This is a genomic window from Streptomyces albofaciens JCM 4342 (assembly GCF_008634025.1).
GTDB lineage: Bacteria > Actinomycetota > Actinomycetes > Streptomycetales > Streptomycetaceae > Streptomyces > Streptomyces albofaciens.
Map to the genome: position 1 here is coordinate 3,118,043 of NZ_PDCM01000002.1, position 25,007 is coordinate 3,143,049.

The following is a 25,007-nucleotide window of genomic DNA, read 5'->3' on the forward strand; positions in this document are numbered from 1 at the left end:
GGACACGTGAAGCGCGCGGAGCAGGCGAGCGAGACCAGGGCGGCGCTGATCGAGGCGGCCAAGCGCCTGTTCGCGGCCCGCGGCTACCTGAACACGAAGGTCACCGACATCACGGCCGAGGCCGGGCGGGCCGCCGGCTCCTTCTACAACCACTTCGCGGGCAAGGAAGAGCTGCTCAAGGCGCTGCTGGACGAGCTGGCCACGGAGAGCGACCGCTACGCGGTCACCGCCGAGCACAAGTCCGACTTCACCGACCCGGACGCGATCCGCTACCACGTGGCCGCCTACTGGCGCGTGCACCGGGACCACGCGCCGACCATGCTCGCGCTGCGCCAGGCGGCGCTGGTCAGCGAGGACTTCGCGCGCACTCTCGAACAGTTCCGGCGCACACAGCTGGAAGACCTGGCCGGCCACTTGGCATACGTGAAGAATCTGCCGGCGTCCGTCGAGACCACGCTGACGCTGATGAGCACGATGATGGACGCCCCCGCGCAGCTGCTGCCCGAGCTGCCCGAGGAAGAGGCCGTCGAGGTGGCCACCCGGTTCATCTACCGCGCGCTGAACGGTACGGACTACCCGCCGCGGGCGTAGCGGCACCGCGGCGGGCAGCCGTTGCCGCGCTGGTCAGTGCACCAGGACCCGGTCCGCATCCGGGGCCGGGCGCTCGTCCGCGGGTACCGTCGGCCGGTCCGCTCCCCCGCCCGTACGGGCCTTCCCCGGCAGCAGGAACAGCAGCAGGAAGATGACCGCCAGCCCGGCCGCCACCCACCACAGCGAGGTGACCGTGGCATCGACGACCGCCGCCCGCGGGTCCCGGCCGGCCGCGCCGTCGAGGACGCCGAAGAAGGCCACCGAGGACAGTCCGAGGCCGAGCGCCATGCCCAGCTGGCCGGTGGTGTTGAAGATGCCGGACGCCGATCCGGAGTGCTCGGCCGGCACCTCGGAGATCGCGACGTCGGTGATCGGGGCGACGATCAGCCCCATGCCGCCGCCCATCAGCAGCATCGCGGGCACCAGCTGCCAGGACGTCAGCTGGGTGCCGTACCGCCCGGCCTCCGCGATGTAGAGCAGCACACCGGCCAGCATGATCAGCGCGCCGGCCTGCAGCACCTTGCGCCCGAAGCGCGGCACCAGCCGCTGTACGGAGACGCCGGCCGCCGCCGAGCAGGCGAGCGAGAACGGGATTCCGGTCAGCCCGGCGTGCAGCGGCCCCCAGCCCAGGCCGAGCTGCATGCACAGCGTCCAGACCAGGAAGAAGAGGCCGGACAGCGCGCCGAAGGTGAGCTGGACGCCGGTGCCCGCGGCGAACGTACGCAGCCTGAACAGGGAGAGTTCGACGAGCGGCGAGCCGTCCTTGCGGGCCTTGGCACGCTCGTACCGTACGAAGACCGCGAAGACGAGCGGGCTCGCGGCCATCGACACGAACCCCCAGAGGGGCCAGCCCAGTTCGCGGCCCTGGGTGAGCGGATAGAGGACCATCAGGAGGGCGAGCGCGGCCAGGAGCATGCCGACGAGGTCCAGGCGCAGCGCCTCGGGGGCGCGGGACTCGGCGATGAAGCGGCGGCCGAGCAGGATGCCGGCGATGCCGACCGGCAGGTTGATCAGGAAGATCGGCCGCCACTGGAGGCCGAGGAGGTCCCACTGCGTCAGCAGCGCGCCGATCAGCGGGCCGCACACCGCGCCCAGGCCGACGACGGCGCCGAACATGCCGAAGACCTTGCCGCGCTCGTGCGGGGGAAAGGTGACGTGGATGATCGCCAGCACCTGCGGCACCATCAGCGCGGCCATCGCGCCCTGGAGGACCCGGGCCGCGATCAGCAGGTGCGGGTCGGCGGCGAGCCCGCACAGCGCGGAGGCGGCGGTGAAGCCGCCCATGCCGAGCAGGAAGAGCCGGCGGCGGCCGTGGATGTCGCCGAGCCGGCCGCCGGTGATCAGGCCGACGGCGAAGGCGAGCGCGTAGCCCGCGGTGATCCACTGGATCGCGCCGAACGACGCGCCGGTGTCCCGCTGGATGCTGGGAATGGCGATGTTGACGATGGTCGCGTCCACCAGGTCCATGAAGGCGGCGGTCAGCACGACGGCCAGCGCGATCCACCGTCTGCGGCCGGCCGTGCCGGGGGCGGTCGTGGGCGGGGTGGGCATGGCGCTGTCTCCTGAGGTCCGGGGGTGTGCGAAGGGTCCGCGGCTCGGGCGGCGGACGGCAGGCGCGGCGGGCGCCGCGGCTGCTTCGTCCCCGACTCTAGAGACGGTCTAGGACAGACCCGGTCCTACTTCGTCGGCCATCATGCACAGCATGAGCGAAACCTCGGCCCGTCTGCTGAATCTGCTGTCCCTGCTCCAGACGCCCCGCGAATGGCCCGGCAGCGAACTCGCCGGCCGCCTCCGGGTCACCACCCGCACCATCCGCCGCGACATCGAGCGGCTGCGCGAGCTCGGCTATCCGGTGCACGCCACGATGGGCGCGGAGGGCGGCTACCGGCTCGCCGCGGGCACCGCGCTGCCCCCGCTACTGCTGGACGACGAGGAGGCGGTGGCCATCGCCGTCGGCCTGCGGTCGGCGGCCGGGCACACCGTCGACGGCATCGAGGAGGCGTCCGTCCGCGCCCTCGCCAAACTGGAGCAGGTGCTGCCGTCCCGGCTGCGGCGGCGGGTGGGCACGCTCGGCACCGCCACCGTGCCGATGCCCTCCGGGGACGGCCCGACCGTCGATCCGGCCCATCTGACCGCCCTGGCCGCGGCGATCACCAACCAGGAACGGGTGCGGTTCTCCTACCGGGCCGGCGACGGCGCCCGCTCCAAGCGCCTGGTCGAGCCGCACCGGCTGGTCTCGGCCGGGCGCCGCTGGTACCTGGTCGCGTACGACAACGAGCGCGAGGACTGGCGGATCTTCCGGGTCGACCGGCTGTCCGACCCGTACCCCACCGGGGTACGGACACCGCCGCGCGCCCTGCCCGCCGAGGACGCCGCCGCGTACGTGCGGGGGCAGCTGCGGAGCCTCGCGGCGGGCGGGGTCGCCGCGGTGGCCACGGTGTACGCGCCCGCCGCCGAGGTCGCCGCCCGGATGGGAAACGCGGCGGCCGAGGTGGAGCCGCTCGACGAGGGCTCCTGCCGCCTGCGCACCCGGCCCGATCCCCTGGAGTGGACGGCGTACCGGCTGGCGATGCTGGGCCACGAGTTCGCGGTGCACGAACCGGCGGAGCTGGTGGCGTATCTGCGGCAGCTGGGCGGCCGGGTGCTGCGGGCGGCCGGGGAGGAGGGCGGGAGGGTGCCGCGAGTGGCCGAGGGGGAGGGCGCGACGACGTCCGCCGATACCGGGGAGGGGTAGCGCACATACCCCCTAGGGGTATACAGTCGGGACAGTGGACGACAGCGGCACCCCGCCGTCACCCCCGCCCCCGAAGGAGCAGCCATGACCACCACCGTCGACGGACACCGCATCGAGCTGGAGATCGGCGGCATGACCTGCGCCTCCTGCGCCGCCCGCATCGAGAAGAAGCTCAACCGGATGGACGGCGTCACCGCCACCGTCAACTACGCGACGGAGAAGGCGAAGGTCACCTACGAGGAAGGCGCCGGCGTCGGCGTCGCGGACCTGATCGCCACCGTCGAGAAGACCGGCTACACGGCCGCCGTACCGGAACCCCCGGCCCCCGCCCCGCCGCCACCCGAACCCGGCGCGGCCCCGGCGCCGGAACCGGACACCGACCCCCTCGCCCCGCTGCGGCAGCGGCTGACCGTCTCCGTGGTCCTGGCCGTACCGGTGATCCTGATGGCGATGGTCCCGGCGCTCCAGTTCACCAACTGGCAGTGGCTTTCGCTGACGCTGGCGGCGCCGGTCGTGGCGTACGGCGCCTGGCCGTTCCACAAGGCCGCCTGGACCAACCTGCGGCACGGTACGGCCACCATGGACACCCTGGTCTCGCTGGGCACCCTCGCCGCGCTCGGCTGGTCGCTGTGGGCCCTGTTCTTCGGGCACGCCGGGATGCCCGGCATGACCCACCCGTTCGAGCTGACCATCGAGCGCGGCGACGGCGGCAGCAACATCTACCTGGAGGCCGCGGCCGGCGTCACCGCCTTCATCCTGGCCGGGCGCTACTTCGAGGCCCGCTCCAAGCGCCGGGCCGGGGCCGCGCTGAGGGCGCTGCTGGAGCTGGGCGCCAAGGACGTCGCGGTGCTGCGGGACGGGCGCGAGGTCCGCGTGCCGGTCGGCGAGCTGGCCGTGGGCGACCGCTTCGTGGTCCGCCCAGGAGAGAAGATCGCCACCGACGGCGCGGTCGTGGACGGCTCCTCCGCCGTGGACGCCTCGATGCTCACCGGCGAGTCGGTGCCCGTCGAGGTCGCCCCCGGCGACCAGGTCACCGGCGCCACCGTCAACGCGGGCGGCCGGATCGTCGTCGAGGCGACCCGGGTCGGCGCGGACACCCAGCTGGCCCGGATGGCGCGGCTGGTCGAGGACGCGCAGAACGGCAAGGCCGCCGCCCAGCGCCTGGCCGACCGGATCTCCGCGGTCTTCGTCCCGGTCGTCATCGCACTGGCCCTCGGGACCCTGGGCTACTGGCTCGCCACGGGCGAGGGCGCGGTCGCCGCGTTCACCGCCGCCGTCGCCGTACTGATCATCGCCTGCCCCTGCGCGCTGGGCCTGGCCACCCCGACCGCGCTCATGGTCGGCACCGGCCGCGGCGCCCAGCTGGGCATCCTGATCAAGGGGCCGGAGGTCCTGGAGACCACCCGCCGCGTGGACACCGTCGTCCTGGACAAGACCGGCACCGTCACCACCGGCGCGATGACGCTCACCGCCGTCCACCTCGCCGACGGCGTGCCCGAGGCGGACGCGCTGCGCCTGGCCGGCGCCCTGGAGCACTCCTCCGAGCACCCCATCGCCCGCGCCATCGCCGGTGCGGCGGCCGAGCGCACGGGGGAGCTGCCCACCCCGGAGGACTTCGCGAACGTACCCGGCCGTGGTGTCCAGGGCGTCGTCGAGGGCCACGCCGTCCTCGTCGGCCGCACCTCGCTCCTCACGGACTGGGCCGTCGAGCTGCCCGCCGCACTGGCCGACGCCAAGACCGCCGCCGAGGACGCCGGGCACACCGCCGTCGCCGTGGCCTGGGACGGGGAGGCGCGGGCGGTGCTCGTCGTCGCCGACGCGGTCAAGCCCACCAGCGCCGAGGCGATCCGCCGGCTGCGCGCCCTCGGGCTCACCCCGGTCCTGCTGACCGGCGACAACGCGGCCGTCGCCGGCTCGGTGGCCGCCGAGGTCGGCATCGCGGCGGAACACGTGATCGCCGAGGTGCTCCCCGAGGACAAGGTCTCGGTGATCAAGGACCTCCAGGCGCGGGGGAAGTCGGTGGCCATGGTCGGCGACGGCGTCAACGACGCGGCGGCGCTCGCCCAGGCCGACCTGGGGCTGGCGATGGGCACCGGCACGGACGCCGCCATCGAGGCCGGCGATCTGACGCTGGTACGGGGCGACCTGCGCGCCGCCGCGGACGCCATCCGCCTCGCCCGCCGCACCCTCGGCACCATCAAGGCCAACCTCTTCTGGGCCTTCGGCTACAACGTGGCCGCGCTGCCGCTGGCCGCGGCCGGCCTGCTCAACCCCATGATCGCCGGGGCCGCGATGGCCTTCTCCTCGGTCTTCGTGGTGGCCAACAGCCTCCGGCTGCGCCGCTTCAAGCCGCTCGGCTGAGCGGGGTCGTCCGGTTGCCGGCCCGGTTCCGACAGGGCATCGCTGGCGGGACCGGGCCGGTGGCGTGCGTGGCGCCGACGTCCTGTGCGGGGCGCCGGTTCCGTGCGCGGAATCACGTCACCGTACGGGGGCGCCGGAAGCGCCCGCCCCGGGCGGTACGTGGCATTCCCTCCAGAAGACGCCCCCGAAGATTGGCGTATCACGCAACGCCTCCCAGGAGCCGCACCCCCAACACTGAACGGATACCGTCCGCACACGCACAGGGGACTCCATGACGGGCGCACGCGTCCTGGCCCTCGGCCACTACCAGCCCTCCCGGGTACTCACCAACGACGATCTCGCGAAGCTGGTCGACACCGACGACGCGTGGATCAGCAGCCGCGTCGGCATCCGTACCCGGCACGTCGCGGCCCCCGACGAGACGGTGGACGCGATGGCCGCGGCCGCCGCGGCCAAGGCGCTGGCCGCGAGCGGTCTGACGGCCCAGGACATCGACCTCGTCCTGGTCGCCACCTGCACGGCCGTCGACCGCAGCCCCAACACCGCCGCCCGGGTCGCCGCCCGTCTCGGCCTGCCGTCGCCCGCCGCCATGGACATCAACGTCGTCTGCGCCGGCTTCACCCACGCGCTGGCCACCGCCGACCACGCCGTACGGGCGGGGTCGGCGGTCAACGCGCTGGTCGTCGGGGCCGAGAAGTTCACCGACGTGGTGGACTGGACGGACCGTTCCACCTGCGTGCTCGTCGGGGACGGGGCGGGCGCCGCGGTCGTCACGGCCGCGCCGGAACCGGAGATCGGCCCGGTGCTGTGGGGCTCGGTCCCGGACATGGGCGACGCCGTCCGCATCGAGGGCAGCCCGCCCCGCTTCGCCCAGCAGGGCCAGGCCGTCTACCGCTGGGCCACCACCCGCCTGCCGGCCATCGCCCGCCAGGTGTGCGAGCGCTCCGGAATCCGGCCGGAGGACCTGGCCGGGGTCGTGCTGCACCAGGCCAACCTGCGGCTGATCGAGCCGCTGGCGGAGCGTATCGGCGCGGTCAACGCGGTGATCGCGCGCGATGTCGTGGAGTCCGGCAACACCTCCGCCGCGTCCGTCCCGCTGGCCCTGTCCAAGCTGGTGGAACGGCGGGAGGTCCCGTCCGGCGCCCCGGTCCTGCTCTTCGGGTTCGGCGGCAACCTGTCGTACGCGGGACAGGTGATCCGGTGCCCTTGAGGGGGCTTCCGGAGCGTGGCCCGGCCGCCCTCCGGCCACGTCCGATTTCTTCAAGACCCGGTCCGGGAGCGCTGCCTACGCTCACCGCATGAGCAACGAAACGCACTCCACCGCCACCACCACACCGCGCTTCGCGGCGATCGGCATGGTCGTCGCCGACATGGCGGCCTCGCTCGCCTTCTACCGCCGCCTCGGCCTCGCGGTCCCGGCGGAGGCCGACACCGCCCCGCACGCCGAGGCGACGCTGCCCGGCGGGCTGCGCCTGATGTGGGACACGTACGAGACCGCGCGCTCCATCGACCCCGGGTGGACGCCGCCGGCCGGCGGCACCCCGACGGGCCTGGCGTTCGAGTGCGCGGACCCGGCGGAGGTCGACAAGGTCTACGCGGAGCTGGTCGGCGCCGGGTACACCGGGGAGAAGGAACCGTGGGACGCGGACTGGGGGCAGCGGTACGCGGTGGTGCGGGACCCGGACGGGCACGGGGTGGATCTGTTCGCGGCGCGGGCGTAGAACCCGGACGTGGGAGTACGGGGGCGGAAGCGGCCGTGACACCCAGACGCGGGAGTACGGGGGCGGAAGCGGCCGTGACACCCGGACGTGGGGGTACGGGGGGGCGGAAGCGGCCGTGGCGCCCGGACGTGGGGGTACGGGGGGGGCGGAAGCGGCCGTGGCGCCCGGACGTGGGAGTACGCGAGCGGGAGCGGCCGTGGCGCGCCGGGCCGTCCCCGTGGCCGGGCCGCCCCCGCTACGGCACTTCCCGCAGATACATCGCCCCGCATGAGTGACAGAAGGGTTCGGCCGCGGACGTGCCCCAGGCGTCCGCGGACTGCACCGCCGCGTCCGGTTGCAGTTCACGTCCGCACATGGACAGGGTGCTGTCCAGCCGCACCATGTGCCACATCCTGACCGGCGCGTCCGGCTTCCGCGGCGAGCCGCCGTCCGCGTACTCCGCGCGCATCTCGTGCTCCATGGCGCCACACCTCCTCGCCCCCACGATGCGCCGCGCGGGGGCCGCCCGCTACCCGGCGGCGGGCCCGCTCAGAACACCGACCAGCCGGTCAGCGTCGTGAAGTGGTCCAGCGCCGCCGCGCCCGCCACCGAGTTGCCCCGGCTGTCCAGCCCGGGGCTCCACACGCACAGAGTGCAGCGCCCCGGCACGACCGCCACGATGCCGCCGCCGACGCCGCTCTTGGCGGGCAGTCCGACCCGGTAGGCGAATTCGCCGGCCGCGTCGTACGTGCCGCAGGTCAGCATCACCGCGTTGATCCGCTTGGCCTCGCGCGCCTCCAGCAGGCGGCTGCCGTCCGCGCGCAGCCCGTGCCGGGCCAGGAATCCGCCGGCCGCCGCCAGGTCGCGGCAGCTCATCTCGATGGAGCACTGCCAGAAGTAGTGCTCGATGACGCTGGGGACCGGGTTCTCCAGGTTGCCGAAGCTCGCCATGAAGTGCGCGAGCGCCGCGTTGCGGTCGCCGTGGTCGGCCTCGGAGTCGGCCACCGCCTGGTCGAAGGCGAGGTCCGGGTTGCCGCTCTCCTCGCGCAGGAAGTGCAGCATCGTGGTGCTGGCGTCGCCGGTCAGCGTCTGGAGGCGGTCGGTGACGACCAGCGCGCCCGCGTTGATGAAGGGGTTGCGCGGTACGCCGTTCTCCCACTCCAGTTGCACGAGCGAATTGAACGGGGTGCCCGACGGTTCGCGGCCGACCCGCTTCCAGATGTCGTCGTTGTCGTTGGCCATGACCAGCGCCAGCGAGAACGTCTTCGAGATGGACTGCACGGAGAACGGGACCTCCCAGTCCCCCACCCCGTAGACCTCGCCGTTGATGTCGGCGACCGCTATGCCGAAGCGGTCCATCGGCACCTTTTCCAGCGCCGGTATGTAATCGGCAACCTGCCCATGTCCGACATACGGCCTCGCAAAGGCCGCTACCTCCTCAAGAACGGCCTGGTAGTCCATGACGGACACGCTAACCCGAGGCCACCAGCACCCCCAGCGGGACCCCTGCCAGCGCCTTCACCTCGCGTGCCAGGTGTGCCTGGTCCGCGTACCCGGCGCGGGCCGCCACGTCCGCGTACGGCAGGCCGCCACGGGCCAGCTCCAGCGCGCGCACCAGGCGCAGCACCCTGCCCAGCGTCTTGGGGCCGTAGCCGAACGCCGCCAGGCACCGGCGGTGCAGCTGCCGCTCGCCGACGCCGACGGACCGGGCGACCTCCGCCACCGGACGGCCGTCGGCGAGCGCGGCGGCGATCAGGCCGCGCGCCGGGTCGGGCGGGTCGTCCGCCGCCCGCAGCCGGTCCACGGCGATCTCCTCCAGCACTCTTCCGGGTGATCCGGTCCCGGCCAGTGCCCCGGCCAGCCGCGCCACCCGGTCGCGGGGCCACAGCTCCTCCAGCGGCACCCGCCGGTCGCGCAGTACGTGGGCCGGTACGCCGACGACGGCGGGCCCCTGACCGGGGGCGAAGCGCAGCCCGACGACGAGGGAGCCGGGCCGGACGGCCGGGGTGTGGGCGGTGGTGTCGGGTCCGGCCACGGTCAGGCGGCCGTCCATCCACAGCAGGTCCGTACAGCCGTCGGGCAGCACCCGCTGCGGCGCCGCCGGCACGCCGCCGGGCACCCGTTTCGCCCAGACGACCGCGCCGGGCAGCCGCGAGGCCCGCTCGCGGTACCCGCCGCGCTCCGCGTCCGCGCCCCGGCGCACGCCGTCGTCCCCCTTCGCGCTCATATCCCCAGCCTGGCACGGGAACGCGGGTAACGTCCGGTCCGTTGATCGGGTACGGCCCGTGACCAGCGGGCCGTACGCCCCTCCCCCGACCCTCACGGAGGCAGCAATGGCAGGCTTTCTCGACCGCGCCAAGGAGCAGGCCCAGAGCGCGCTGAATCAGGGCAAGCAGAAGGTCGACGAGGTCCAGCAGCAGCGGGCGGGCAACGACCTGCTGAAGAAGCTGGGCGCGGCCTATTACGCCGAGCGCCGCGGCAGCGGCTCCGCCCAGGCCACCCAGGAAGCGCTGAGCGCGCTGGAAGCCCATATCGCCACCCATGGCGACGGCTTCCTGCGCGGCTGAAAAAGGAGGGGAAAAAGTGGTGGAAAGCGGCTGAAACCGCTCGCTCACCCGCTCGCACACGCGACGAACGGCTGGCCTGGGACCTGACGTTCCAGTACAAGCGTTTTACGAGGCGGTGCGCGGTCGGCGGCCGCCGCGCACCGAACGGAGTCGGCCATGGCCCCACCCATGTCCGCGAACACCTTCCTCAAGGCCCTCAGAGACGAAGGCCTGGAGGTCGTCGAGGTCGGCGAGTGGCGCACCCACAACCGCAACGGCCACGGCGCCTGGGGACCGGTGCACGGTGTGGTGATCCACCACACCGTCACGTCCGGCACCGACGAGACGGTCCGCCTGTGCTACGACGGCACCTCCGCGCTGCCCGGCCCGCTGTGCCACGGCGTGATCACCAAGGACGGCCGGGTCCACCTGGTCGGCTGCGGCCGCAGCAACCACGCGGGCAGCGGCGACCGGGACGTCCTGAACGCCGTGATCGCCGAGAAGAAGCAGCTGCCCCCCACCAACCAGTACAACGCCGACGGCAACGTCCACTTCTACGGCTTCGAGTGCGAGAACCTGGGTGACGGCCGGGACCCCTGGCCCGAGGCCCAGCTGGAGGCCGTCGAGAAGGCCGCGGCCGCGCTGTGCCGCGTCCACGGCTGGAACGAGTACTCCGTCATCGGCCACCTGGAGTGGCGCGCCGACAAGATAGACCCCAAGGGCTTCACGATGAAGGACATGCGCGCCCGCATCGGTGCCCGGCTGAAGTAGCCCCCGCCGGCACGCGACAATGGGTCGCGTGACCACCCCCGCCCCCGGGCTCGCCGCACTGCGGCCGCGGCTGCCGTCCCCGCTCCAGCGGATCGAGGACGAGCGGTTCGCGCGCCGCGGTGTGCGGCTGCTCCTCAAGCGGGACGACCTGATACATCCCGAGCTGCCCGGCAACAAGTGGCGCAAGCTGGAGCCCAACCTGCGGGCGGCCGCCGCGGCCGGGGAGCGCACCCTGCTCACGTTCGGCGGCGCCTATTCGAACCACCTGCGGGCCACCGCCGCGGCCGGCCGTCTGCTGGGCTTCGCGACGATCGGCGTCATACGGGGCGCGGAGCTGGCCGGCAAGCCGCTCAACCCGTTCCTGGCGCGCTGCGCCGCCGACGGCATGCGGCTGCACTTCGTCGACCGTGCCACCTACCGCCGCAAGGCCGAACCGGAGGTCGCCGCGGAGCTGCGCGAACGTTTCGGCCCGCACTACGTGGTCCCGGAGGGCGGCAGCAACGCGCTCGCCGCCCAGGGCTGTACGGCCCTCGGCCGGGAACTGCGCGGCGAGACCGACGTGGCCGCCGTCGCCTGCGGGACCGGCGGCACCCTGGCGGGCCTGGCCGCGGGGCTGGCGCCGGAGCAGCGGGCCCTCGGCATCCCCGTACTCAAGGGCGGCAGCCCGCACTTCCTCGTCGCCGACACCGAACGCCTCCAGCACGCGGCCTTCGGCGGCCGGCGCGGCACCTGGGACCTGGACGCCCGCTTCCACTGCGGCGGCTACGCCCGCCGCACCCCCGAACTGGACGCCTTCGCAGCGGACTTCGAGTCCCGGCACGGCGTCCCCGTGGAGCGCCTCTACGTGGCGAAGCTCCTCCTGGGCTTGACCACCCTGGCCGAGGAGGGGGCCTTCGCCCCCGGTACGACGGTCACCGCCGTCGTCACGGGCGCGCCCTGGGAGAAGCCCCCTGACAGGCGCGCCCGGTAAGGCCATGCGGCGCTCGGACGAGCCCGCTAATCGGCCCCCTCCCGGTACGCCGCCGCCTCTTCCAGGTCCAGCCGCTTCAGCAGCGTCCGCATCATCTCGTCGTCGATCCGCCGCTCGTCCCGCATCCGGACGAACACCTTCCGCTCGGCGTCGATCATTTCCCGCGCCAGCCGCCGGTACGTGTCGTCCGCCGACTCCCCCGTCACCTCGTTGACCGTCCCCAGCCGCTCCCACACGGCGTTGCGCCGCCGTTCCAGGACCGTACGCAGCCGGTCGGCCAGCGGGCCCGGGAGCGCGTTGCGCGGGTCCTCCAGCAGCGCGTCGAGCCGCTGTTCCGCGGCCCGCGACGCCTCGTTCTGCACCTGCGCCTCGGCGAGCGTCTCGCCCCGTACGTCCCGCTGCGGCAGCCGCAGCGCGCGGATCAGCGGCGGCAGCGTGAGCCCCTGGACGACGAGCGTGCCGATGACCGTCGTGAAGGTCAGGAAGAGCACCAGGTTGCGGGCCGGGAACCCCTCGTCGGAGCCGTGCAGGGTCATCGGGATGGAGAACGCGATCGCCAGCGACACCACACCCCGCATGCCGGCCCAGCCGACGATCACGGGCGCCTTCCAGTTCGTGGCGGGCTCGCGGGTGCGGATGCGTTCCGAGAGCACCCGCGGCACGAACGTCGCGGGGAACACCCACACGAAGCGCGCGAGGACCACCACCACGAACACCATGACCGCGTACCAGGCCGCCTCCCCGCCGCCGAACTCGCCCAGCCCGCGCAGCACCACCGGCAGTTGCAGGCCGATGAGCGCGAACACCGACGACTCCAGTACGAAGGAGACCATCTTCCACACGGCCTCCTCCTGGAGCCGCGTCTCGAAGTCGACCTGCCAGGACCGGTGCCCCAGATAGAGGGCGACCACGACGACCGCCAGCACTCCGGACGCCCCGAACTCCTCGGCCACCTGATAGGCCACGAACGGGATGAGCAGCGACAGGGTGTTCTCCAGCAGCGGCGCGTCCCGCAGCCGGCAGCGCAGCCAGTGCAGCGGGATCATCAGCACCACCCCGACCCCGATGCCGCCCAGCGCGGCGACCGCGAACTCCCGGATGCCGTCGGTCCAGGTCGCGCCCACCCCGGCGGCCGCGGCCACCGCCACCTTGTACGCGGTGATCGCGGTCGCGTCGTTGACCAGCGACTCGCCCTGGAGGATCGTCGTGATCCGGTTCGGCAGGCCCAGTCTGCGGGCGATGGCGGTGGCGGCCACCGCGTCCGGCGGCGCGACCACCGCGCCCAGCACGAGCGCCGCCGCCAGCGGCAGGTCCGGGATCATCAGGTACGCGACGTACCCGACGACGACCGTCGCGAAGAGCACATAGCCGACCGACAGCAGCGCCACCGGCCGCAGGTTGGCCCGCAGGTCCAGGTAGGAGCTCTCCAGCGCGGCGGTGTGCAGCAGCGGGGGCAGCAGCAGCGGCAGCACGATGTGCGGGTCGAGGGTGTAGTCCGGTACGCCCGGGATGTACGAGGCGGCCAGCCCTGCGGCGACCAGCAGCAGCGGCACGGGCACGGGCGTGCGCCGGGCGGCCCCGGCGACCGCCGCGCTTCCCGCGACCAGCAGCAGAAGTGGCATCACGTCCATCGGCCTCGCCCGTCCCGTCCCGTCCCGTCCCGCCGGGCCGGCCCGTGCCGTCCCGGTCACCGTGGCGGCCATCCGTGCCGTACCCGCCGGTGCGATCTAACCTGGCAATCATGAGCGAGTGCCCGCACGTTCCCGAACTGCCGCGCCCCGAGCCGGCCCCGCTGACCGACACCTGCCCCGAGTGCCGGGCGGTCGGCAGCCATCCCGTACAGCTGCGGCTGTGCCTGGAGTGCGGACACGTCGGCTGCTGCGACTCCTCGCCGTTCCGGCACGCCACGGCCCACTACGCGGCGACCGGCCACGCGGTGATGCGCTCGTACGAGCCGGGCGAGTCCTGGCGGTGGTGCTTCGTCGACGAGATGCTCGTCTGACGAAGGCGCCGGAAGCCGAACAAAAGGGGCGCCCGGAAAGGGGGGCCGGAAGGGCGCCCGACCGGCCTCCGGGCCGAATCCCGGACCCCGCGGCCGATTGTCGGTGCCGCCCGCTAGCCTTCAGGCATGATCCGCACCGCGACGGTCGACGACGTTCCCGTCATCCACACGATGATCCGCGAGCTGGCCGCGTACGAACGGGAGCCGGACGCCGCGAAGGCCACCGAGGCGCAGCTGCGCGAGGCCCTCTTCGGCGAGCACCCGGCCGTCTTCGCGCTCCTGGCCGAGGACGCCGGGAGCCCCGTCGGCTTCGCTCTGTGGTTCCGCAACTTCTCGACGTGGACGGGCACGCACGGTGTCTATCTGGAGGATCTCTACGTCCGCCCCGAGGCCCGCGGCGGCGGCCACGGCAAGGCGCTGCTGGCGGCCCTCGCGGAGATATGCGTGGAGCGCGGCTACGCACGTTTCGAGTGGTCAGTCCTGGATTGGAACGAACCGTCCATCGGTTTTTACCGGTCGATCGGCGCGGAACCCATGGACGAATGGACCGTCTTCCGGCTCACTGGAGATGCACTGCGCAACCTTGCGGGCGTCTCGAACGTCAACGCAGCGTAATCAGCTTCGATTTGGCAGTGCAGACCCCTAGCCACTGTCCGTACCCGTAGGCTTACAATGAGTGACAGTCGTAGGACTGCGGGACGCTGCGGGACAAGCCGTCGCGCCGGAGGTCGGCCCTGCCTCTTCCGGGCGACATCGCCCCGCAGATCGCGATAGCGTCGCAGGCGAACCACGTGCCGCGCCGGAGCGTTCCCCTCTTGTTCGCGAGAGGGGCCGCGACCGGCGCGAATATCAGCTCAACCAGCTTGTGTCACCTTGGAGGTGAGGGTGTCCCAGATCGCAGGCGAGCCCGGGACCCAGGACTTCGTGGAAGTCCGGTTGCCCGCTGCGGGTGCCTACCTGTCGGTGCTGCGTACGGCCACGGCCGGCCTCGCAGCCCGCTTGGACTTCACCCTCGACGAGATCGAGGATCTGCGCATCGCCGTGGACGAGGCGTGCGCGATTCTTCTGCAACAGGCCGTGCCGGGCTCCGTGCTGAGCTGCGTCTTCCGCCTGATCGACGACGCGCTGCAGGTGACCGTCTCGGCCCCGACGACCGACGGCCGCGCCCCCGAGCGCGACACCTTCGCCTGGACGGTGCTCTCCGCGCTGGCCGGCAAGGTCGACTCCACCGTCGCGGAGGACCGTACGGTCACGATCAGCCTGTACAAGGAGCGCGGCGCCGGTCCCGGACCGTCATGACCGAACAGGGGGCCCCGTGAAGGATCTCGAACGCGGCACGCGGATGGCGCCCGGTGTGGCCATCCCCGAGCAGCATGCCCGGCCGCAACCGGTGGGCGCGGATGACCACGGCGGCCGGTTGGACGCGGAGCAGGCAGAGCGGGCGGACCACATGGACCACAGCGAGCACAGGCGGAACGAGCGCGATCCGCACACCCCGCACCACCCTCATGACCCTCACGACCCCCATGACCGGAGCGGCGCGCGGGCGATGTTCTACGAGCTGCGCAAGCTGCCCGACGGCTCGGCGGAGCGCGCCGAACTGCGCAACGCGCTCGTGCGCATGCACCTGCCGCTGGTCGAGCACCTGGCCCGGCGCTTCCGCAACCGCGGCGAGCCGCTGGACGATCTGACGCAGGTCGCCACCATCGGCCTGATCAAGTCCGTGGACCGCTTCGACCCGGACCGCGGCGTGGAGTTCTCCACGTACGCCACGCCCACCGTCGTCGGCGAGATCAAGCGGCACTTCCGCGACAAGGGCTGGGCGGTCCGGGTGCCCCGCCGCCTCCAGGAGCTGCGGCTGTCGCTGACCACCGCGACCGCCGAGCTCTCCCAGCGCCACGGCCGCGCCCCCACGGTCCACGAGCTCGCCGAGCACCTCGCGATCTCCGAGGAAGAGGTCCTGGAGGGCCTGGAGTCGGCGAACGCGTACAGCACCCTGTCCCTGGACGTGCCGGACACCGACGACGAGTCGCCTGCCGTCGCCGACACCCTCGGCGCCGAGGACGAGGCGCTGGAGGGTGTCGAGTACCGCGAATCCCTCAAGCCGCTGCTGGAGGACCTGCCGCCGCGCGAGAAGAAGATCCTGCTGCTGCGCTTCTTCGGCAACATGACCCAGTCGCAGATCGCCCAGGAGGTCGGCATCTCGCAGATGCACGTCTCCCGTCTGCTGGCCCGCACCCTGGCCCAGCTCCGCGACAAGCTCCTCGTGGAGGAGTGAGCCCACCCCTTCCGTCGTCGGCCACCGCCCCGGTCTCACCAGGAGCCCGGGGCGCCGTACGTCGGCCGCCCGACGGCGGCCCGGCGGCGTGCGTACCGCCCGTACGGCCACGGCCCGCCCGTACGGCCGCCGCGCGCCGCCATCGCGCCCGGTACGGATGAGGTACGGACGGGCCACCGCCCTGGGGCACGGGCGCTCAGTCGCGGGGCGCGATCCCCAGCGCCTCCGTGGCGGTCGGGTTCACCAGCAGGGCGAGCACCGCGACGGCGACCACCGCCAGGCCGATGCCGGCCGCGATCAGCGCGCCGCCGCCGTTCACCAGCGTCCAGGCCACCGGGAACGCCACGATCTGGGTGATCAGCGAGGGCCCGCGGCTCCAGCGGCGGCGCAGCCACAGCCCGCGCGCCGCGACCAGCGGCAGCGCCGCCAGCGCCAGCACGGTCAGGCCGCCCATCTCCGCCTGCCGGGGGCTGTCGGGCGAGCCGGCCAGGCCCATGACGAGCATGTAGACGCCGAGCGCGGCCAGCGCCAGGCCCTCGACGGCGGTGAGCACCGCGGCGGCGGCGATCCGGCCCGGCCGGGGTCCGCTCGGCCCGGCAGCGGCGTCGGCGGCCTTGCCGGACCCGGTCGCGGCCTTCTTCCCGCCGTCGCCCGTCCGGGCGCCCTTGGCGGACGAGGCGCCCTTCGCGCCCGCGGCCCGTGCGTCCGTTCCGTCCGGCTTGCCGCCCCGCGTCGCCTCGGCCGGCCGGGTGGGCCGGGCCGCCTTGGCCGCGGGGCGCTTCTGCTTGCTGCTCACCCCAGCAGGGTAGCCCCGGGGTGCCCTCCGCACGGCGGGCAGGGAGTGGGTCGGGTACCGGCAAGTAGGTACCCTGCATCACATGCGCGCACTTCTCGTGGTCAATCCCGCAGCTACCACCACCAGTGCGCGTACGCGTGAAGTGCTCACCCACGCGCTGGCCAGCGACCTGAAGCTGGAGGTCGCCGAGACGCAGTACCGGGGGCACGCCCGCGACCTGGCCCGGCAGGCCGCGGAGGGCGGTCAGATCGAGCTGGTCGTGGCGCTCGGCGGCGACGGCACGGTCAACGAGGTCGTCAACGGTCTGCTGACCCACGGCCCCGACCCCGAGGCGCTGCCCCGCCTCGCCGTCGTCCCCGGCGGCTCCACCAATGTCTTCGCCCGCGCCCTGGGTCTGCCGAACGACGTGGTCGAGGCGACCGGTGCCCTCCTGGACGCGCTGCGTGACGGCAGCGAGCGCACGGTCGGCCTGGGGCTGGCGGCGGGCACCCCGGGCAGCGACGACGAGGGCGTGCCGGCCCGCTGGTTCACCTTCTGCGCGGGCTTCGGCTTCGACGCCGGGGTGGTCGGCCGGGTCGAACAGCAGCGGGAGCGCGGCAAGCGATCGACGCACTCGCTCTACATGCGGCAGGTGCTGCGGCAGTACGCCGGCGAGTCGAACCGCCGGCACGGCACGATCACCCTGGAGCGGCCGGGCGAGGACCCGGTGGAACACCTGGTCATGTCGATAATCTGCAACACCGCCCCCTGGACCTACTTGGGCAACCGTCCGGTCTACCCGGCGCCCGCGGCGTCCTTCGACACGGCCCTGGACGTCTTCGCCCTGTCGAAACTCTCCGCGACCGCGGTGACGCGCTACGCGACGCAGCTCCTGACGTCAACACCGGAGCGCGGCCCCCGTGGCAAGCATGTGGTCTCGCTCCATGACTTGACGGACTTCACCTTGCATTCGCAGGCGCCACTGCCCTTCCAGATGGACGGCGACCACCTGGGACTCCGTACGAGCGTGACGTTCACAGGCGTTCGCCGTGCACTGCGTGTGATTGTGTGAGCAGTAGGGCCTAAAGTCCTTTCAGTCGAACGTTTAGGCTGACTTCCACCCCCTAGAAGTACGGCTGTGACCTAGGCGACACCAAGGAATCAAAAAAAAGTTTCCGGAAGGGGTTGTATCCGCCGCCGAGGTTTGCGACTCTCTTCATGGCGATCGGGACGGCCGTTTCTACCGGCCCCCTTGAGAGCCCGAATCCCCCTCCTCATTCTCAGGACCGCACCAGTTCTCAACTGGGGTTCGGCCCTTCCCTTGTGGAGGGATTCGTGAAAGCGTTCACATTCACAAGCAACGATCCCGTCACACGAGGAGATGGAGCAGCCATGGACTGGCGTCACCGCGCCGTTTGCCGCGAGGAAGACCCCGAGCTCTTCTTCCCCATCGGCAACACCGGTCCTGCGCTGCTGCAGATCGAGGAAGCCAAGGCCGTCTGCCGCCGCTGCCCCGTCATGGAGCAGTGCCTGCAGTGGGCGCTGGAGTCCGGCCAGGACTCCGGTGTCTGGGGTGGCCTCAGCGAGGACGAGCGCCGCGCCATGAAGCGCCGTGCAGCTCGCAACCGGGCGCGCAACGCCAGCGCCTGACCGCAGACGCCCCCCGTGGCCCCCGAGCCGCAGCGCGCAGTACCCCCACCGCTCCCCCAGCGCCCCGGGCGCCTGGGAGCCCCCCACGCAACGTGAGCTTTGAGCCCCGGACCAGATGGGTCCGGGGCTTACTGCTGTTCACACCACGGGCAGGCCGGGATTCACGGCACCGCCCCCAGGTCCGGACCGACCCGCCACCGGTCCACGCCCCGCGCCTCTCCCCGTCCGGGAATGCGCGGCACCGCCACACCGTCGTCCATTCGCCGCCGTCGCCGTCACTCTTTCGTTACGTCGATCTGCTGTACGGCGGTGGGGCGACCCGGCCGTCCGCGCGGACTTCTCTCCCGTATTCCTTCCCGAATTCCTTTCGGCTGCCGCTCACTTGATGAGCGGCGGCTTCATCAGTGCTTCTCCGCTCGTACGGGAATGTCGAGAATCACCTGAGTGCCCCGTTCGGCGCCGGGCACCATGTCGAACTTTCCCCCCAACTCACCCTCCACCAGCGTGCGTACGATTTGCAGCCCGAGGTTCCCGGCCCGGTGCGGATCGAACCCGTCCGGCAGGCCGCGGCCGTTGTCCTGGACGGTGACCAGCAGGCGGGGCTCCGTACGGCTGCCGCCGCGCACCGCGCCGACCTCGACGGACCCCTGGTCGCCCGGGACGAAGGCGTGTTCGAGGGCGTTCTGCAGGACCTCCGTGAGGACCATGGAGAGCGGGGTGGCGACCTCGGCGTCGAGTATGCCGAAGCGGCCGGTGCGGCGGGCGGTCACGGCGCCCGGCGCGATCTCCGCGACCATCGCCAGCACCCGGTCCGCGATCTCGTCGAACTCCACGCGCTCGTCGAGGTTCTGGGACAGCGTCTCGTGCACGATCGCGATCGAACCGACCCTGCGCACCGCCTCGTTGAGTGCTTCGCGCCCCTGTTCGGAGTCCATCCGGCGGGACTGGAGGCGCAGCAGCGCGGCGACGGTCTGCAGGTTGTTCTTCACCCGGTGGTGGATCTCCCGGATGGTGGCGTCCTTGGTGATCAGTTCCCGTTCGCGCCGCCGGAGTTCGGTGACGTCGCGCAGCAGGACCAGCGAACCGATGTGCGTGCCCTTGGGCTTGAGCGGGATGGCGCGCAGCTGGATCACCCCGTCGTCCCCCTCGACCTCGAACTCCCGCGGCGCCCATCCGCTGGCCAGCTTGACCAGCGCCTCGTCCACCGGGCCGCGTGCGGGGGCGAGTTCGGCGGTGGTCCGGCCCAGGTGGTGGCCGACGAGGTCGGCGGCGAGGCCCAGGCGGTGGTACGCGGACAGCGCGTTCGGGCTGGCGTACTGGACGACGCCGTCCGCGTCGAGCCGGATCAGCCCGTCGCCGGCGCGCGGCGAGGCGTCCATGTCGACCTGCTGGCCGGGGAAGGGAAAGGATCCTGCGGCGATCATCTGCGCGAGGTCCGAGGCGCTCTGGAGGTACGTGAGCTCCAGCCGGCTCGGTGTCCGCACGGTCAGCAGGTTGGTGTTCCGGGCGATCACTCCCAGTACCCGGCCCTCCCGGCGCACCGGGATCGACTCGACCCGTACAGGCACCTCCTCGCGCCACTCGGGGTCGCCCTCGCGTACGATCCGTCCCTCGTCCAGGGCGGAGTCGAGCATCGGCCGGCGGCCACGCGGAACGAGGTGGCCGACCATGTCGTCCTGGTAGGAGGTCGGCCCGGTGTTGGGCCGCATCTGGGCGACGGACACGTACCGGGTGCCGTCGAGGGTGGGGACCCACAGGACGAGGTCGGCGAAGGAGAGGTCGGAGAGCAGCTGCCACTCCGACACCAGCAGGTGCAGCCATTCCAGGTCGGAGTCGCTGAGGGCGGTGTGCTGGCGTACGAGATCGTTCATGGAGGGCACGCCCTGGAGCCTACCGGCGTACGGTGGGGGTGTTGCCCGTGCAAGGGCATGGACAGATCTAAATGGTCTAGTCCACAATGAGTTGGGTATCGCAGCCCGCGAGGGCGGCCGTCAGGCCCGCGGTATCCCGCCAAGAACCTGCGGAACCTCCGCTCTCCCCGCACAGGAGGGCGGATAGAGGTCCGAGCGCTCTCTGCCCTGACTGCGCGACGGCCTCGAATCGACCGGCCTCCGGGCGTGCGTGCGTTCCTGCCGCACGTGGGGCGCATCGCGCCGCCGGGCCGGCCGATGAAGCTCCGGGCTGCGGTGCCGGACAGGTTGAGGGTCCTGTCCCGGCGCCGCGGCCCGCGGGTGTTTCCGCCGCTACTCGCCCTCGCTCTTCCCCGGGGGCCAGGCGGCCATCGCCAGCTCGGCCACCCGCTCCAGCGTCGTACGGTCCGCGCCGTCCCTGGCCTGCTGGGACATGCCCTGGAGGACGGCCGCGCAGTAGGTCGCGAGCGCGTGCGCGTCGGTTCCGGCAGGCAGCTCACCGGCCGCGATGTCGCCGCGGATCCGCCCCTCGATCGTCTCCACGTTCTCGGCGCGCCGCTCCTGGAGGCCACGCATGACGTCCTCGGACTGCGCCGTGCAGTTGGTGGCGGCCGTGATGACCATGCAGCCGCGCGGGTAGCCCGGAAGGGTGTGGAAGGCCGCCGCCTCGCGCAGCATCCGCGCCACGGCCCGGCGCGCCGTCGGCTCCTCGGCGAGGGCCCGGCCGGAGAACGCGCCGAAGTCCCGGACGTACGCCTCGATCGCCTCCTCGAAGAGCGTCCGCTTGTCACCGAACGCCGCGTACAGGCTCGGCGCCTTGATGCCCATGGCCGCGGTCAGGTCCGCGATGGAGACCGCTTCGTAGCCGTGCTCCCAGAAGGCCCGCATCGCCTGCTCCAGAGCCGTCTCCCGGTCGAAGGACCGGGGCCGCCCACGCTGTTTCGTCGCCATCCCCCCATTCTATAGCGCCCACTACGAAATCTCTGCTAGCGTCTTTCTTTAGCAACCGATACAGAAAGGGGGGCGCGGTCATGGGCGTGCTCACGGGCAGGACGGCGCTGGTCACGGGCGGCAGCAGGGGCATCGGCCGGGCGATCGCCGAGCGGCTGGGCCGGGACGGCGCACGGGTCGCGGTGCATTACGGACGCGACGGGACCGCCGCGAAGGAAACGGTGACGGCGATCGAGGAGGCCGGCGGCCGGGCCTTCGCCCTCCAGGCCGAGCTGGGCGTCCCGGGCGACGCCGCGGCCCTGTGGTCCGCGTTCGACGCGCAGGCCGACGGCCTGGACATCCTGGTGAACAACGCGGGCGTGACCGGCCGGCGCGAACCGCTCCAGCAGGCGACGGAGGAAGACTTCGACCACGTCTTCGCGGTCAACACGAAGGCCCCGTTCTTCATCACCCAGCTGGGCCTGGACCGGCTGCGCGACGGCGGCCGCGTCATCAACATATCGACGGGCCTGACCCACGGTGTCGCCGTGCCCGAACTGATCGCCTACGCGATGACCAAGGGCGCCATGGACGCCTTCACCTCCACTCTCGCCAAGGCCCTGGCTCCCCGCGGCATCACGGTCAACGCGGTCGCCCCCGGCGTCGTCGACACCGACATGAACGCGAGCTGGCTCCGCGACGACCCCGAAGCCTGGCAGGCGTCCTCGGCCGTGTCCCCGTTCGGCCGCGTGGGCGAGCCCCGCGACATCGGCGACATCACCGCTTTTCTGGCCTCGGACGACAGCCGCTGGGTCACGGGACAGTGGATCGACGCGACCGGGGGTGCGCTGCTTTGAGGTGAGGCGGCGGCGCCGGGTGCGGTGGTGCGACGCGAGGGGGCGCCACTGCGGGGCGAGGGGGCACTGCCGCGACGCGAGGGGGGCGCTGCTGCGAGGCGGGGGGGGCACTGTCGCGACGCGAGGGGGGCGCTAGCGCGACGCGGGGTGCACTGCTGCGACGTGAGGGCGTGGCGCTGCCGCGACGCGACGGAGGCGCTGCCGCGACGCGAGGGGGGCGCTGCTGCGAGGCGGGAAAGGCGTCGCTTTGAGGTGGGTGGGGGTGGGGTGGGGCGGGGCGGGGGGCCGGGGAGGGAGGGCCCAGTAACAGCTCACCCCTCCCCCGCCCCCAGCCCCCATTTCGCCCCCTGTTCAGCCCCGGGTTGCCGGATGTCTCCAGGGGTGTCGGGCGCGCTCTGGTAGATTGGTCTATACCACACGACCACTCTCCAGATCGGCAGGCTCAGCGTGGAAGTTGTCATCGTCCCGGACGCCAAGGCAGGCGGCGAGCTGATCGCGGAGGCCATCGCCGCCCTGGTCCGCCGCAAGCCCGAGGCGCTGTTGGGTGTGGCCACCGGCTCGACTCCGCTGCCCGTCTACGAAGCACTGGCGGCCAAGGTCCGCGACGGGGGCGTGGATGTCTCGCGTACCCGCATCTGCCAGCTCGACGAGTACGTGGGGCTGCCCGCCGGGCACCCCGAGTCGTACCGGTCCGTGGTGCTCCGCGAGGTCGTGGAGCCGCTGGGGCTCGGCGAGGACGCGTTCATGGGGCCCGACGGCACCGCCGAGGACGTGCAGGCGGCCTGCGAGGCGTACGACCGCGCGCTGGGCGAGGCCGGCGGCGTGGACCTCCAGCTGCTGGGCATCGGCACCGACGGGCACATCGGCTTCAACGAGCCGTGCTCCTCGCTCGCGTCCCGCACCCGGATCAAGACGCTGACGCAGCAGACCCGGGAGGACAACGCCCGGTTCTTCGACAGCCTGGACGAGGTGCCCCACCACGTCATCACCCAGGGCATCGGCACCATCCTGGAGGCCCGCCACCTGGTGCTGCTGGCCACCGGCGAGGGCAAGGCGGACGCCGTGGCGCAGTCCGTCGAGGGCCCGGTCTCGGCGCTGGTGCCGGCGTCCGCGCTTCAGCTGCACCCGCACGCCACGGTCGTCGTCGACGAGGCCGCCGCGTCCAAGCTCAAGCTGGCCGACTACTTCCGCGCCACGTACGCCGCCAAGCCGGAGTGGCAGGGCCTGTAAGAGCCGACCACTGCCGAACGCGACGCGGCCGGGGCACCCACGTGGGTGCCCCGGCCGCGTCGTGTCCTGCGCCGGACGTCCGGTCCGCCGGGCCGCGGCTCCCCTTCCGCGGCCCGGCGGAGTTCACTCACCCACGATGACCTCCGCGGCCGCGCGTCCGCAGACACGGGCCGCGCCGTGGGTGGCGATGTGCAGGGCCCCGCGCGGGGGCGCCTGCGGCAGGCCCATTTCGACGACGACCGTGTCGGGCCGGGCGTCGAGCAGGGCGTCGAGGGCGTCCGTCATCCAGGCGTGGCGATGTGCGTCTCGGACGACGGCGACGATCCGCCGCTCCCCCGCCGCCCGCAGGATCTCCTCCGTCCGGGCGGACGTGCCAGCCGCGACGGCTCCGGCGTTCCCGGACGTGCCGGCCGCGGCGGCACCGGCATCCCCGTACGCGCCGGTCTCCGTACCGGGCAGCAGCCGCCCCAGCTCCGCAGCGACCCCCCAGGGCGTCTCGTCGCCGACGGCGATATTGGCGACGGGTGTGAAGGCCGCGACGTACGCGGGCGCGCTCAGCGGCTCGTACGGGCCGTTACGGGTGATCCGCAGCGCGCGGCGGGCCGCCACCAGGCCGGCCTCGGGTGCGGGCGCGACCCCTCGCTCCCCGGGGAGGGTCCCCTGTGCCGCGCCCGCACTCCGGGTCCACCGTGCCAGGGCGCGGACCCGCGCCGCGGCGTCGGCGAGCCGCTTCTTCGACAGCTCGCCGTCGCGTACCGCCCTCACCAGGGCGTCGCGCAGTCGCAGCACGGTGGCTTCGTCGGCCAGTCCGCCGCCGACGCAGATGGCGTCGGCGCCGGCGGCGATGGCCAGGACGCTGCCCCGTTCGATGCCGTACGTCGCGGAGATGGCCCGCATCTCCATGCCGTCGGTGACGATCAGGCCCTCGAAGCCGAGGCCGCCCTCGGCGACGGGGGCGCGCAGCAGGCCGGTGAGCACATCGCGGCTGAGGGTGGCGGGCCGGGTGCCGTCCAGGGCCGGAAGCAGGATGTGCGCGCTCATCACGGCCTTGGTGCCGGCGGTGATCGCGGCCCGGAAGGGCACCAGCTCGCGTTCCTGGAGGGTGCGCAGGTCGGCGGCGATGCGCGGCAGGTCGTGGTGGGAGTCGACGGCGGTGTCGCCGTGGCCCGGGAAGTGCTTGGCGCAGGCGGCGACGCCGGCGGACTGGAGCCCTTCGACGTACGCGGCGGTGTGCCGGGCGACCAGCTGCGGATCGGCGCCGAAGGACCGTACGCCGATGACCGGGTTGGCCGGGTTGGAGTTGACGTCGGCGGACGGCGCCCAGTTCAGGTTGACGCCGCACTCGGCCAGCCGGCGGCCCAGTTCGCGGGCCACGTCGTGGGTGAGCCGGGTGTCGTCGACCGCGCCCAGAGCGAGGTTGCCGGGAAAGGACGAGCCGCCGCGCACTTCGAGGCGGGTGACGTCGCCGCCCTCCTCGTCGATGGCGACGAGGACGTCCTCCCGTTCGGCCCGCAGCTCGGCGGTGAGCGCCGCGAGCTGGTCCGGCGAGGCGATGTTGCGGCCGAACAGGCCCACCGAGGTCAGCCCCTCGCCGAGCCGGCGCAGCAGCCAGTCGGGCGCCGAGGTGCCGGTGAAGCCCGGCTGGAGGACGGTGAGCGCGTCGCGGGTGAGGGTGTCGGACGGGCGTACGAGTGTCGTCATG

General features: G+C 72.8%; 25 protein-coding genes. 16 read left to right on the forward strand and 9 right to left on the reverse strand.

Annotated elements, in window-relative coordinates; all coding sequences use genetic code 11:
* Positions 1-6 precede the first annotated feature (6 nt).
* Entirely contained in the window at positions 7-591 is a 585-nt protein-coding gene (locus CP973_RS33385) for a TetR/AcrR family transcriptional regulator (protein ID WP_150247533.1), read from the forward strand.
* A 33-nt stretch (positions 592-624) separates the two neighbouring features.
* Here CP973_RS33385 and CP973_RS33390 read toward each other — a convergent pair whose 3' ends face one another.
* Positions 625-2,142: an MFS transporter gene (locus tag CP973_RS33390; protein WP_150247534.1), complete on the reverse strand. Its 1,518-nt coding sequence runs from the start codon at positions 2,140-2,142 to the stop codon at positions 625-627.
* A 151-nt stretch (positions 2,143-2,293) separates the two neighbouring features.
* Here CP973_RS33390 and CP973_RS33395 point away from each other — a divergent pair, with 151 nt between their 5' ends.
* From CP973_RS33395 to CP973_RS33410, 4 genes are all read left to right on the forward strand, one after another.
* Positions 2,294-3,325 carry a helix-turn-helix transcriptional regulator gene (locus CP973_RS33395; RefSeq protein WP_150247535.1) on the forward strand — a complete coding sequence of 344 codons (1,032 nt, stop codon included), beginning with the start codon at positions 2,294-2,296 and terminating at the stop codon, positions 3,323-3,325.
* Positions 3,326-3,409: 84 nt separating this feature from the next.
* Positions 3,410-5,686: a heavy metal translocating P-type ATPase gene (locus CP973_RS33400; RefSeq protein WP_150247536.1), complete on the forward strand. Its 2,277-nt coding sequence runs from the start codon at positions 3,410-3,412 to the stop codon at positions 5,684-5,686.
* Between the two features lie 271 nt (positions 5,687-5,957).
* On the forward strand, positions 5,958-6,896 hold the full coding sequence (locus CP973_RS33405) for a beta-ketoacyl-ACP synthase III (protein WP_150247537.1): 939 nt from the start codon (positions 5,958-5,960) through the stop codon (positions 6,894-6,896).
* An 88-nt stretch (positions 6,897-6,984) separates the two neighbouring features.
* Entirely contained in the window at positions 6,985-7,407 is a 423-nt protein-coding gene (locus CP973_RS33410; RefSeq protein WP_150247538.1) for a VOC family protein, read from the forward strand.
* A 235-nt stretch (positions 7,408-7,642) separates the two neighbouring features.
* Here CP973_RS33410 and CP973_RS33415 read toward each other — a convergent pair whose 3' ends face one another.
* The 3 genes from CP973_RS33415 to CP973_RS33425 all read right to left on the reverse strand — a co-directional run bounded on the left by CP973_RS33415 (position 7,643) and on the right by CP973_RS33425 (position 9,613).
* Positions 7,643-7,867 (reverse strand): hypothetical protein, encoded by a 225-nt coding sequence (locus tag CP973_RS33415; protein WP_150247539.1) that lies wholly within the window; start codon positions 7,865-7,867, stop codon positions 7,643-7,645.
* A 68-nt stretch (positions 7,868-7,935) separates the two neighbouring features.
* Complete coding sequence (locus tag CP973_RS33420; protein ID WP_150247540.1) at positions 7,936-8,847, reverse strand: glutaminase; 912 nt, start codon at positions 8,845-8,847, stop codon at positions 7,936-7,938.
* Positions 8,848-8,857: 10 nt separating this feature from the next.
* On the reverse strand, positions 8,858-9,613 hold the full coding sequence (locus CP973_RS33425; RefSeq protein WP_167538558.1) for a helix-turn-helix domain-containing protein: 756 nt from the start codon (positions 9,611-9,613) through the stop codon (positions 8,858-8,860).
* Positions 9,614-9,719: 106 nt separating this feature from the next.
* Between CP973_RS33425 and CP973_RS33430 the strand changes: the two genes are divergently transcribed.
* From CP973_RS33430 to CP973_RS33440, 3 genes are all read left to right on the forward strand, one after another.
* Positions 9,720-9,953: a hypothetical protein gene (locus CP973_RS33430; RefSeq protein ID WP_003985347.1), complete on the forward strand. Its 234-nt coding sequence runs from the start codon at positions 9,720-9,722 to the stop codon at positions 9,951-9,953.
* A 156-nt stretch (positions 9,954-10,109) separates the two neighbouring features.
* A complete protein-coding gene (locus CP973_RS33435; RefSeq protein WP_150247541.1) occupies positions 10,110-10,703 on the forward strand; it encodes an N-acetylmuramoyl-L-alanine amidase in 594 nt (197 codons plus the stop codon).
* 19 nt (positions 10,704-10,722) lie between these two features.
* Positions 10,723-11,673 (forward strand): 1-aminocyclopropane-1-carboxylate deaminase/D-cysteine desulfhydrase, encoded by a 951-nt coding sequence (locus CP973_RS33440; RefSeq protein ID WP_150247542.1) that lies wholly within the window; start codon positions 10,723-10,725, stop codon positions 11,671-11,673.
* Between the two features lie 26 nt (positions 11,674-11,699).
* Here CP973_RS33440 and CP973_RS33445 read toward each other — a convergent pair whose 3' ends face one another.
* A complete protein-coding gene (locus CP973_RS33445) occupies positions 11,700-13,304 on the reverse strand; it encodes a Na+/H+ antiporter (protein ID WP_150247543.1) in 1,605 nt (534 codons plus the stop codon).
* A gap of 110 nt (positions 13,305-13,414) precedes the next feature.
* Between CP973_RS33445 and CP973_RS33450 the strand changes: the two genes are divergently transcribed.
* The 4 genes from CP973_RS33450 to CP973_RS33465 all read left to right on the forward strand — a co-directional run bounded on the left by CP973_RS33450 (position 13,415) and on the right by CP973_RS33465 (position 15,953).
* Positions 13,415-13,675, forward strand: coding sequence for a UBP-type zinc finger domain-containing protein (locus CP973_RS33450; RefSeq protein WP_150247544.1), 261 nt, complete (start codon positions 13,415-13,417; stop codon positions 13,673-13,675).
* 126 nt (positions 13,676-13,801) lie between these two features.
* Positions 13,802-14,290 (forward strand): GNAT family N-acetyltransferase, encoded by a 489-nt coding sequence (locus CP973_RS33455; protein ID WP_150247545.1) that lies wholly within the window; start codon positions 13,802-13,804, stop codon positions 14,288-14,290.
* A gap of 270 nt (positions 14,291-14,560) precedes the next feature.
* Positions 14,561-14,974 carry an ATP-binding protein gene (locus CP973_RS33460; RefSeq protein ID WP_003985353.1) on the forward strand — a complete coding sequence of 138 codons (414 nt, stop codon included), beginning with the start codon at positions 14,561-14,563 and terminating at the stop codon, positions 14,972-14,974.
* Between the two features lie 43 nt (positions 14,975-15,017).
* Entirely contained in the window at positions 15,018-15,953 is a 936-nt protein-coding gene (locus tag CP973_RS33465; protein WP_150250652.1) for an RNA polymerase sigma factor SigF, read from the forward strand.
* Between the two features lie 196 nt (positions 15,954-16,149).
* On the opposite strand, the gene CP973_RS33470 is transcribed toward CP973_RS33465, so the two are convergent.
* Positions 16,150-16,749: a hypothetical protein gene (locus tag CP973_RS33470; RefSeq protein WP_244410177.1), complete on the reverse strand. Its 600-nt coding sequence runs from the start codon at positions 16,747-16,749 to the stop codon at positions 16,150-16,152.
* Positions 16,750-16,831: 82 nt separating this feature from the next.
* Between CP973_RS33470 and CP973_RS33475 the strand changes: the two genes are divergently transcribed.
* Together CP973_RS33475 and CP973_RS33480 are read left to right on the forward strand one after the other, a co-directional pair.
* Complete coding sequence (locus CP973_RS33475) at positions 16,832-17,800, forward strand: diacylglycerol/lipid kinase family protein (protein WP_150247546.1); 969 nt, start codon at positions 16,832-16,834, stop codon at positions 17,798-17,800.
* Positions 17,801-18,120: 320 nt separating this feature from the next.
* Positions 18,121-18,378, forward strand: coding sequence for a WhiB family transcriptional regulator (locus CP973_RS33480; RefSeq protein ID WP_003983230.1), 258 nt, complete (start codon positions 18,121-18,123; stop codon positions 18,376-18,378).
* A gap of 401 nt (positions 18,379-18,779) precedes the next feature.
* Here the strand turns inward: CP973_RS33480 and CP973_RS33485 are convergent, their stop codons facing one another.
* Together CP973_RS33485 and CP973_RS33490 are read right to left on the reverse strand one after the other, a co-directional pair.
* On the reverse strand, positions 18,780-20,249 hold the full coding sequence (locus tag CP973_RS33485) for a sensor histidine kinase (RefSeq protein ID WP_150250654.1): 1,470 nt from the start codon (positions 20,247-20,249) through the stop codon (positions 18,780-18,782).
* 372 nt (positions 20,250-20,621) lie between these two features.
* Positions 20,622-21,239 carry a TetR/AcrR family transcriptional regulator gene (locus CP973_RS33490; protein ID WP_150247547.1) on the reverse strand — a complete coding sequence of 206 codons (618 nt, stop codon included), beginning with the start codon at positions 21,237-21,239 and terminating at the stop codon, positions 20,622-20,624.
* An 80-nt stretch (positions 21,240-21,319) separates the two neighbouring features.
* Here CP973_RS33490 and CP973_RS33495 point away from each other — a divergent pair, with 80 nt between their 5' ends.
* Together CP973_RS33495 and nagB are read left to right on the forward strand one after the other, a co-directional pair.
* Positions 21,320-22,075, forward strand: coding sequence for an SDR family oxidoreductase (locus tag CP973_RS33495; protein ID WP_150247548.1), 756 nt, complete (start codon positions 21,320-21,322; stop codon positions 22,073-22,075).
* Positions 22,076-22,522: 447 nt separating this feature from the next.
* The gene (gene nagB, locus CP973_RS33500) at positions 22,523-23,305 is read left to right on the forward strand and encodes a glucosamine-6-phosphate deaminase (RefSeq protein ID WP_150247549.1); all 783 of its coding nucleotides are present in this window, start codon (positions 22,523-22,525) and stop codon (positions 23,303-23,305) included.
* A 123-nt stretch (positions 23,306-23,428) separates the two neighbouring features.
* Here the strand turns inward: nagB and CP973_RS33505 are convergent, their stop codons facing one another.
* The gene (locus CP973_RS33505) at positions 23,429-25,006 is read right to left on the reverse strand and encodes a glycoside hydrolase family 3 protein (RefSeq protein WP_150247550.1); all 1,578 of its coding nucleotides are present in this window, start codon (positions 25,004-25,006) and stop codon (positions 23,429-23,431) included.
* Position 25,007: the final 1 nt, after the last annotated feature.

Coding starts and splice junctions, on each gene's coding strand:
- CP973_RS33390 (WP_150247534.1), bottom strand. CDS start 2,142: ATGCCCACCCCGCCCACGACCGCCCCCGGCACGGCCGGCCGCAGACGG.
- CP973_RS33395 (WP_150247535.1), top strand. CDS start 2,294: ATGAGCGAAACCTCGGCCCGTCTGCTGAATCTGCTGTCCCTGCTCCAG.
- CP973_RS33400 (WP_150247536.1), top strand. CDS start 3,410: ATGACCACCACCGTCGACGGACACCGCATCGAGCTGGAGATCGGCGGC.
- CP973_RS33405 (WP_150247537.1), top strand. CDS start 5,958: ATGACGGGCGCACGCGTCCTGGCCCTCGGCCACTACCAGCCCTCCCGG.
- CP973_RS33410 (WP_150247538.1), top strand. CDS start 6,985: ATGAGCAACGAAACGCACTCCACCGCCACCACCACACCGCGCTTCGCG.
- CP973_RS33415 (WP_150247539.1), bottom strand. CDS start 7,867: ATGGAGCACGAGATGCGCGCGGAGTACGCGGACGGCGGCTCGCCGCGG.
- CP973_RS33420 (WP_150247540.1), bottom strand. CDS start 8,847: ATGGACTACCAGGCCGTTCTTGAGGAGGTAGCGGCCTTTGCGAGGCCG.
- CP973_RS33425 (WP_167538558.1), bottom strand. CDS start 9,613: ATGAGCGCGAAGGGGGACGACGGCGTGCGCCGGGGCGCGGACGCGGAG.
- CP973_RS33430 (WP_003985347.1), top strand. CDS start 9,720: ATGGCAGGCTTTCTCGACCGCGCCAAGGAGCAGGCCCAGAGCGCGCTG.
- CP973_RS33435 (WP_150247541.1), top strand. CDS start 10,110: ATGGCCCCACCCATGTCCGCGAACACCTTCCTCAAGGCCCTCAGAGAC.
- CP973_RS33440 (WP_150247542.1), top strand. CDS start 10,723: ATGGGTCGCGTGACCACCCCCGCCCCCGGGCTCGCCGCACTGCGGCCG.
- CP973_RS33445 (WP_150247543.1), bottom strand. CDS start 13,304: ATGGACGTGATGCCACTTCTGCTGCTGGTCGCGGGAAGCGCGGCGGTC.
- CP973_RS33450 (WP_150247544.1), top strand. CDS start 13,415: ATGAGCGAGTGCCCGCACGTTCCCGAACTGCCGCGCCCCGAGCCGGCC.
- CP973_RS33455 (WP_150247545.1), top strand. CDS start 13,802: ATGATCCGCACCGCGACGGTCGACGACGTTCCCGTCATCCACACGATG.
- CP973_RS33465 (WP_150250652.1), top strand. CDS start 15,018: ATGGCGCCCGGTGTGGCCATCCCCGAGCAGCATGCCCGGCCGCAACCG.
- CP973_RS33475 (WP_150247546.1), top strand. CDS start 16,832: ATGCGCGCACTTCTCGTGGTCAATCCCGCAGCTACCACCACCAGTGCG.
- CP973_RS33480 (WP_003983230.1), top strand. CDS start 18,121: ATGGACTGGCGTCACCGCGCCGTTTGCCGCGAGGAAGACCCCGAGCTC.
- CP973_RS33485 (WP_150250654.1), bottom strand. CDS start 20,249: ATGAACGATCTCGTACGCCAGCACACCGCCCTCAGCGACTCCGACCTG.
- CP973_RS33490 (WP_150247547.1), bottom strand. CDS start 21,239: ATGGCGACGAAACAGCGTGGGCGGCCCCGGTCCTTCGACCGGGAGACG.
- CP973_RS33495 (WP_150247548.1), top strand. CDS start 21,320: ATGGGCGTGCTCACGGGCAGGACGGCGCTGGTCACGGGCGGCAGCAGG.
- CP973_RS33505 (WP_150247550.1), bottom strand. CDS start 25,006: ATGACGACACTCGTACGCCCGTCCGACACCCTCACCCGCGACGCGCTC.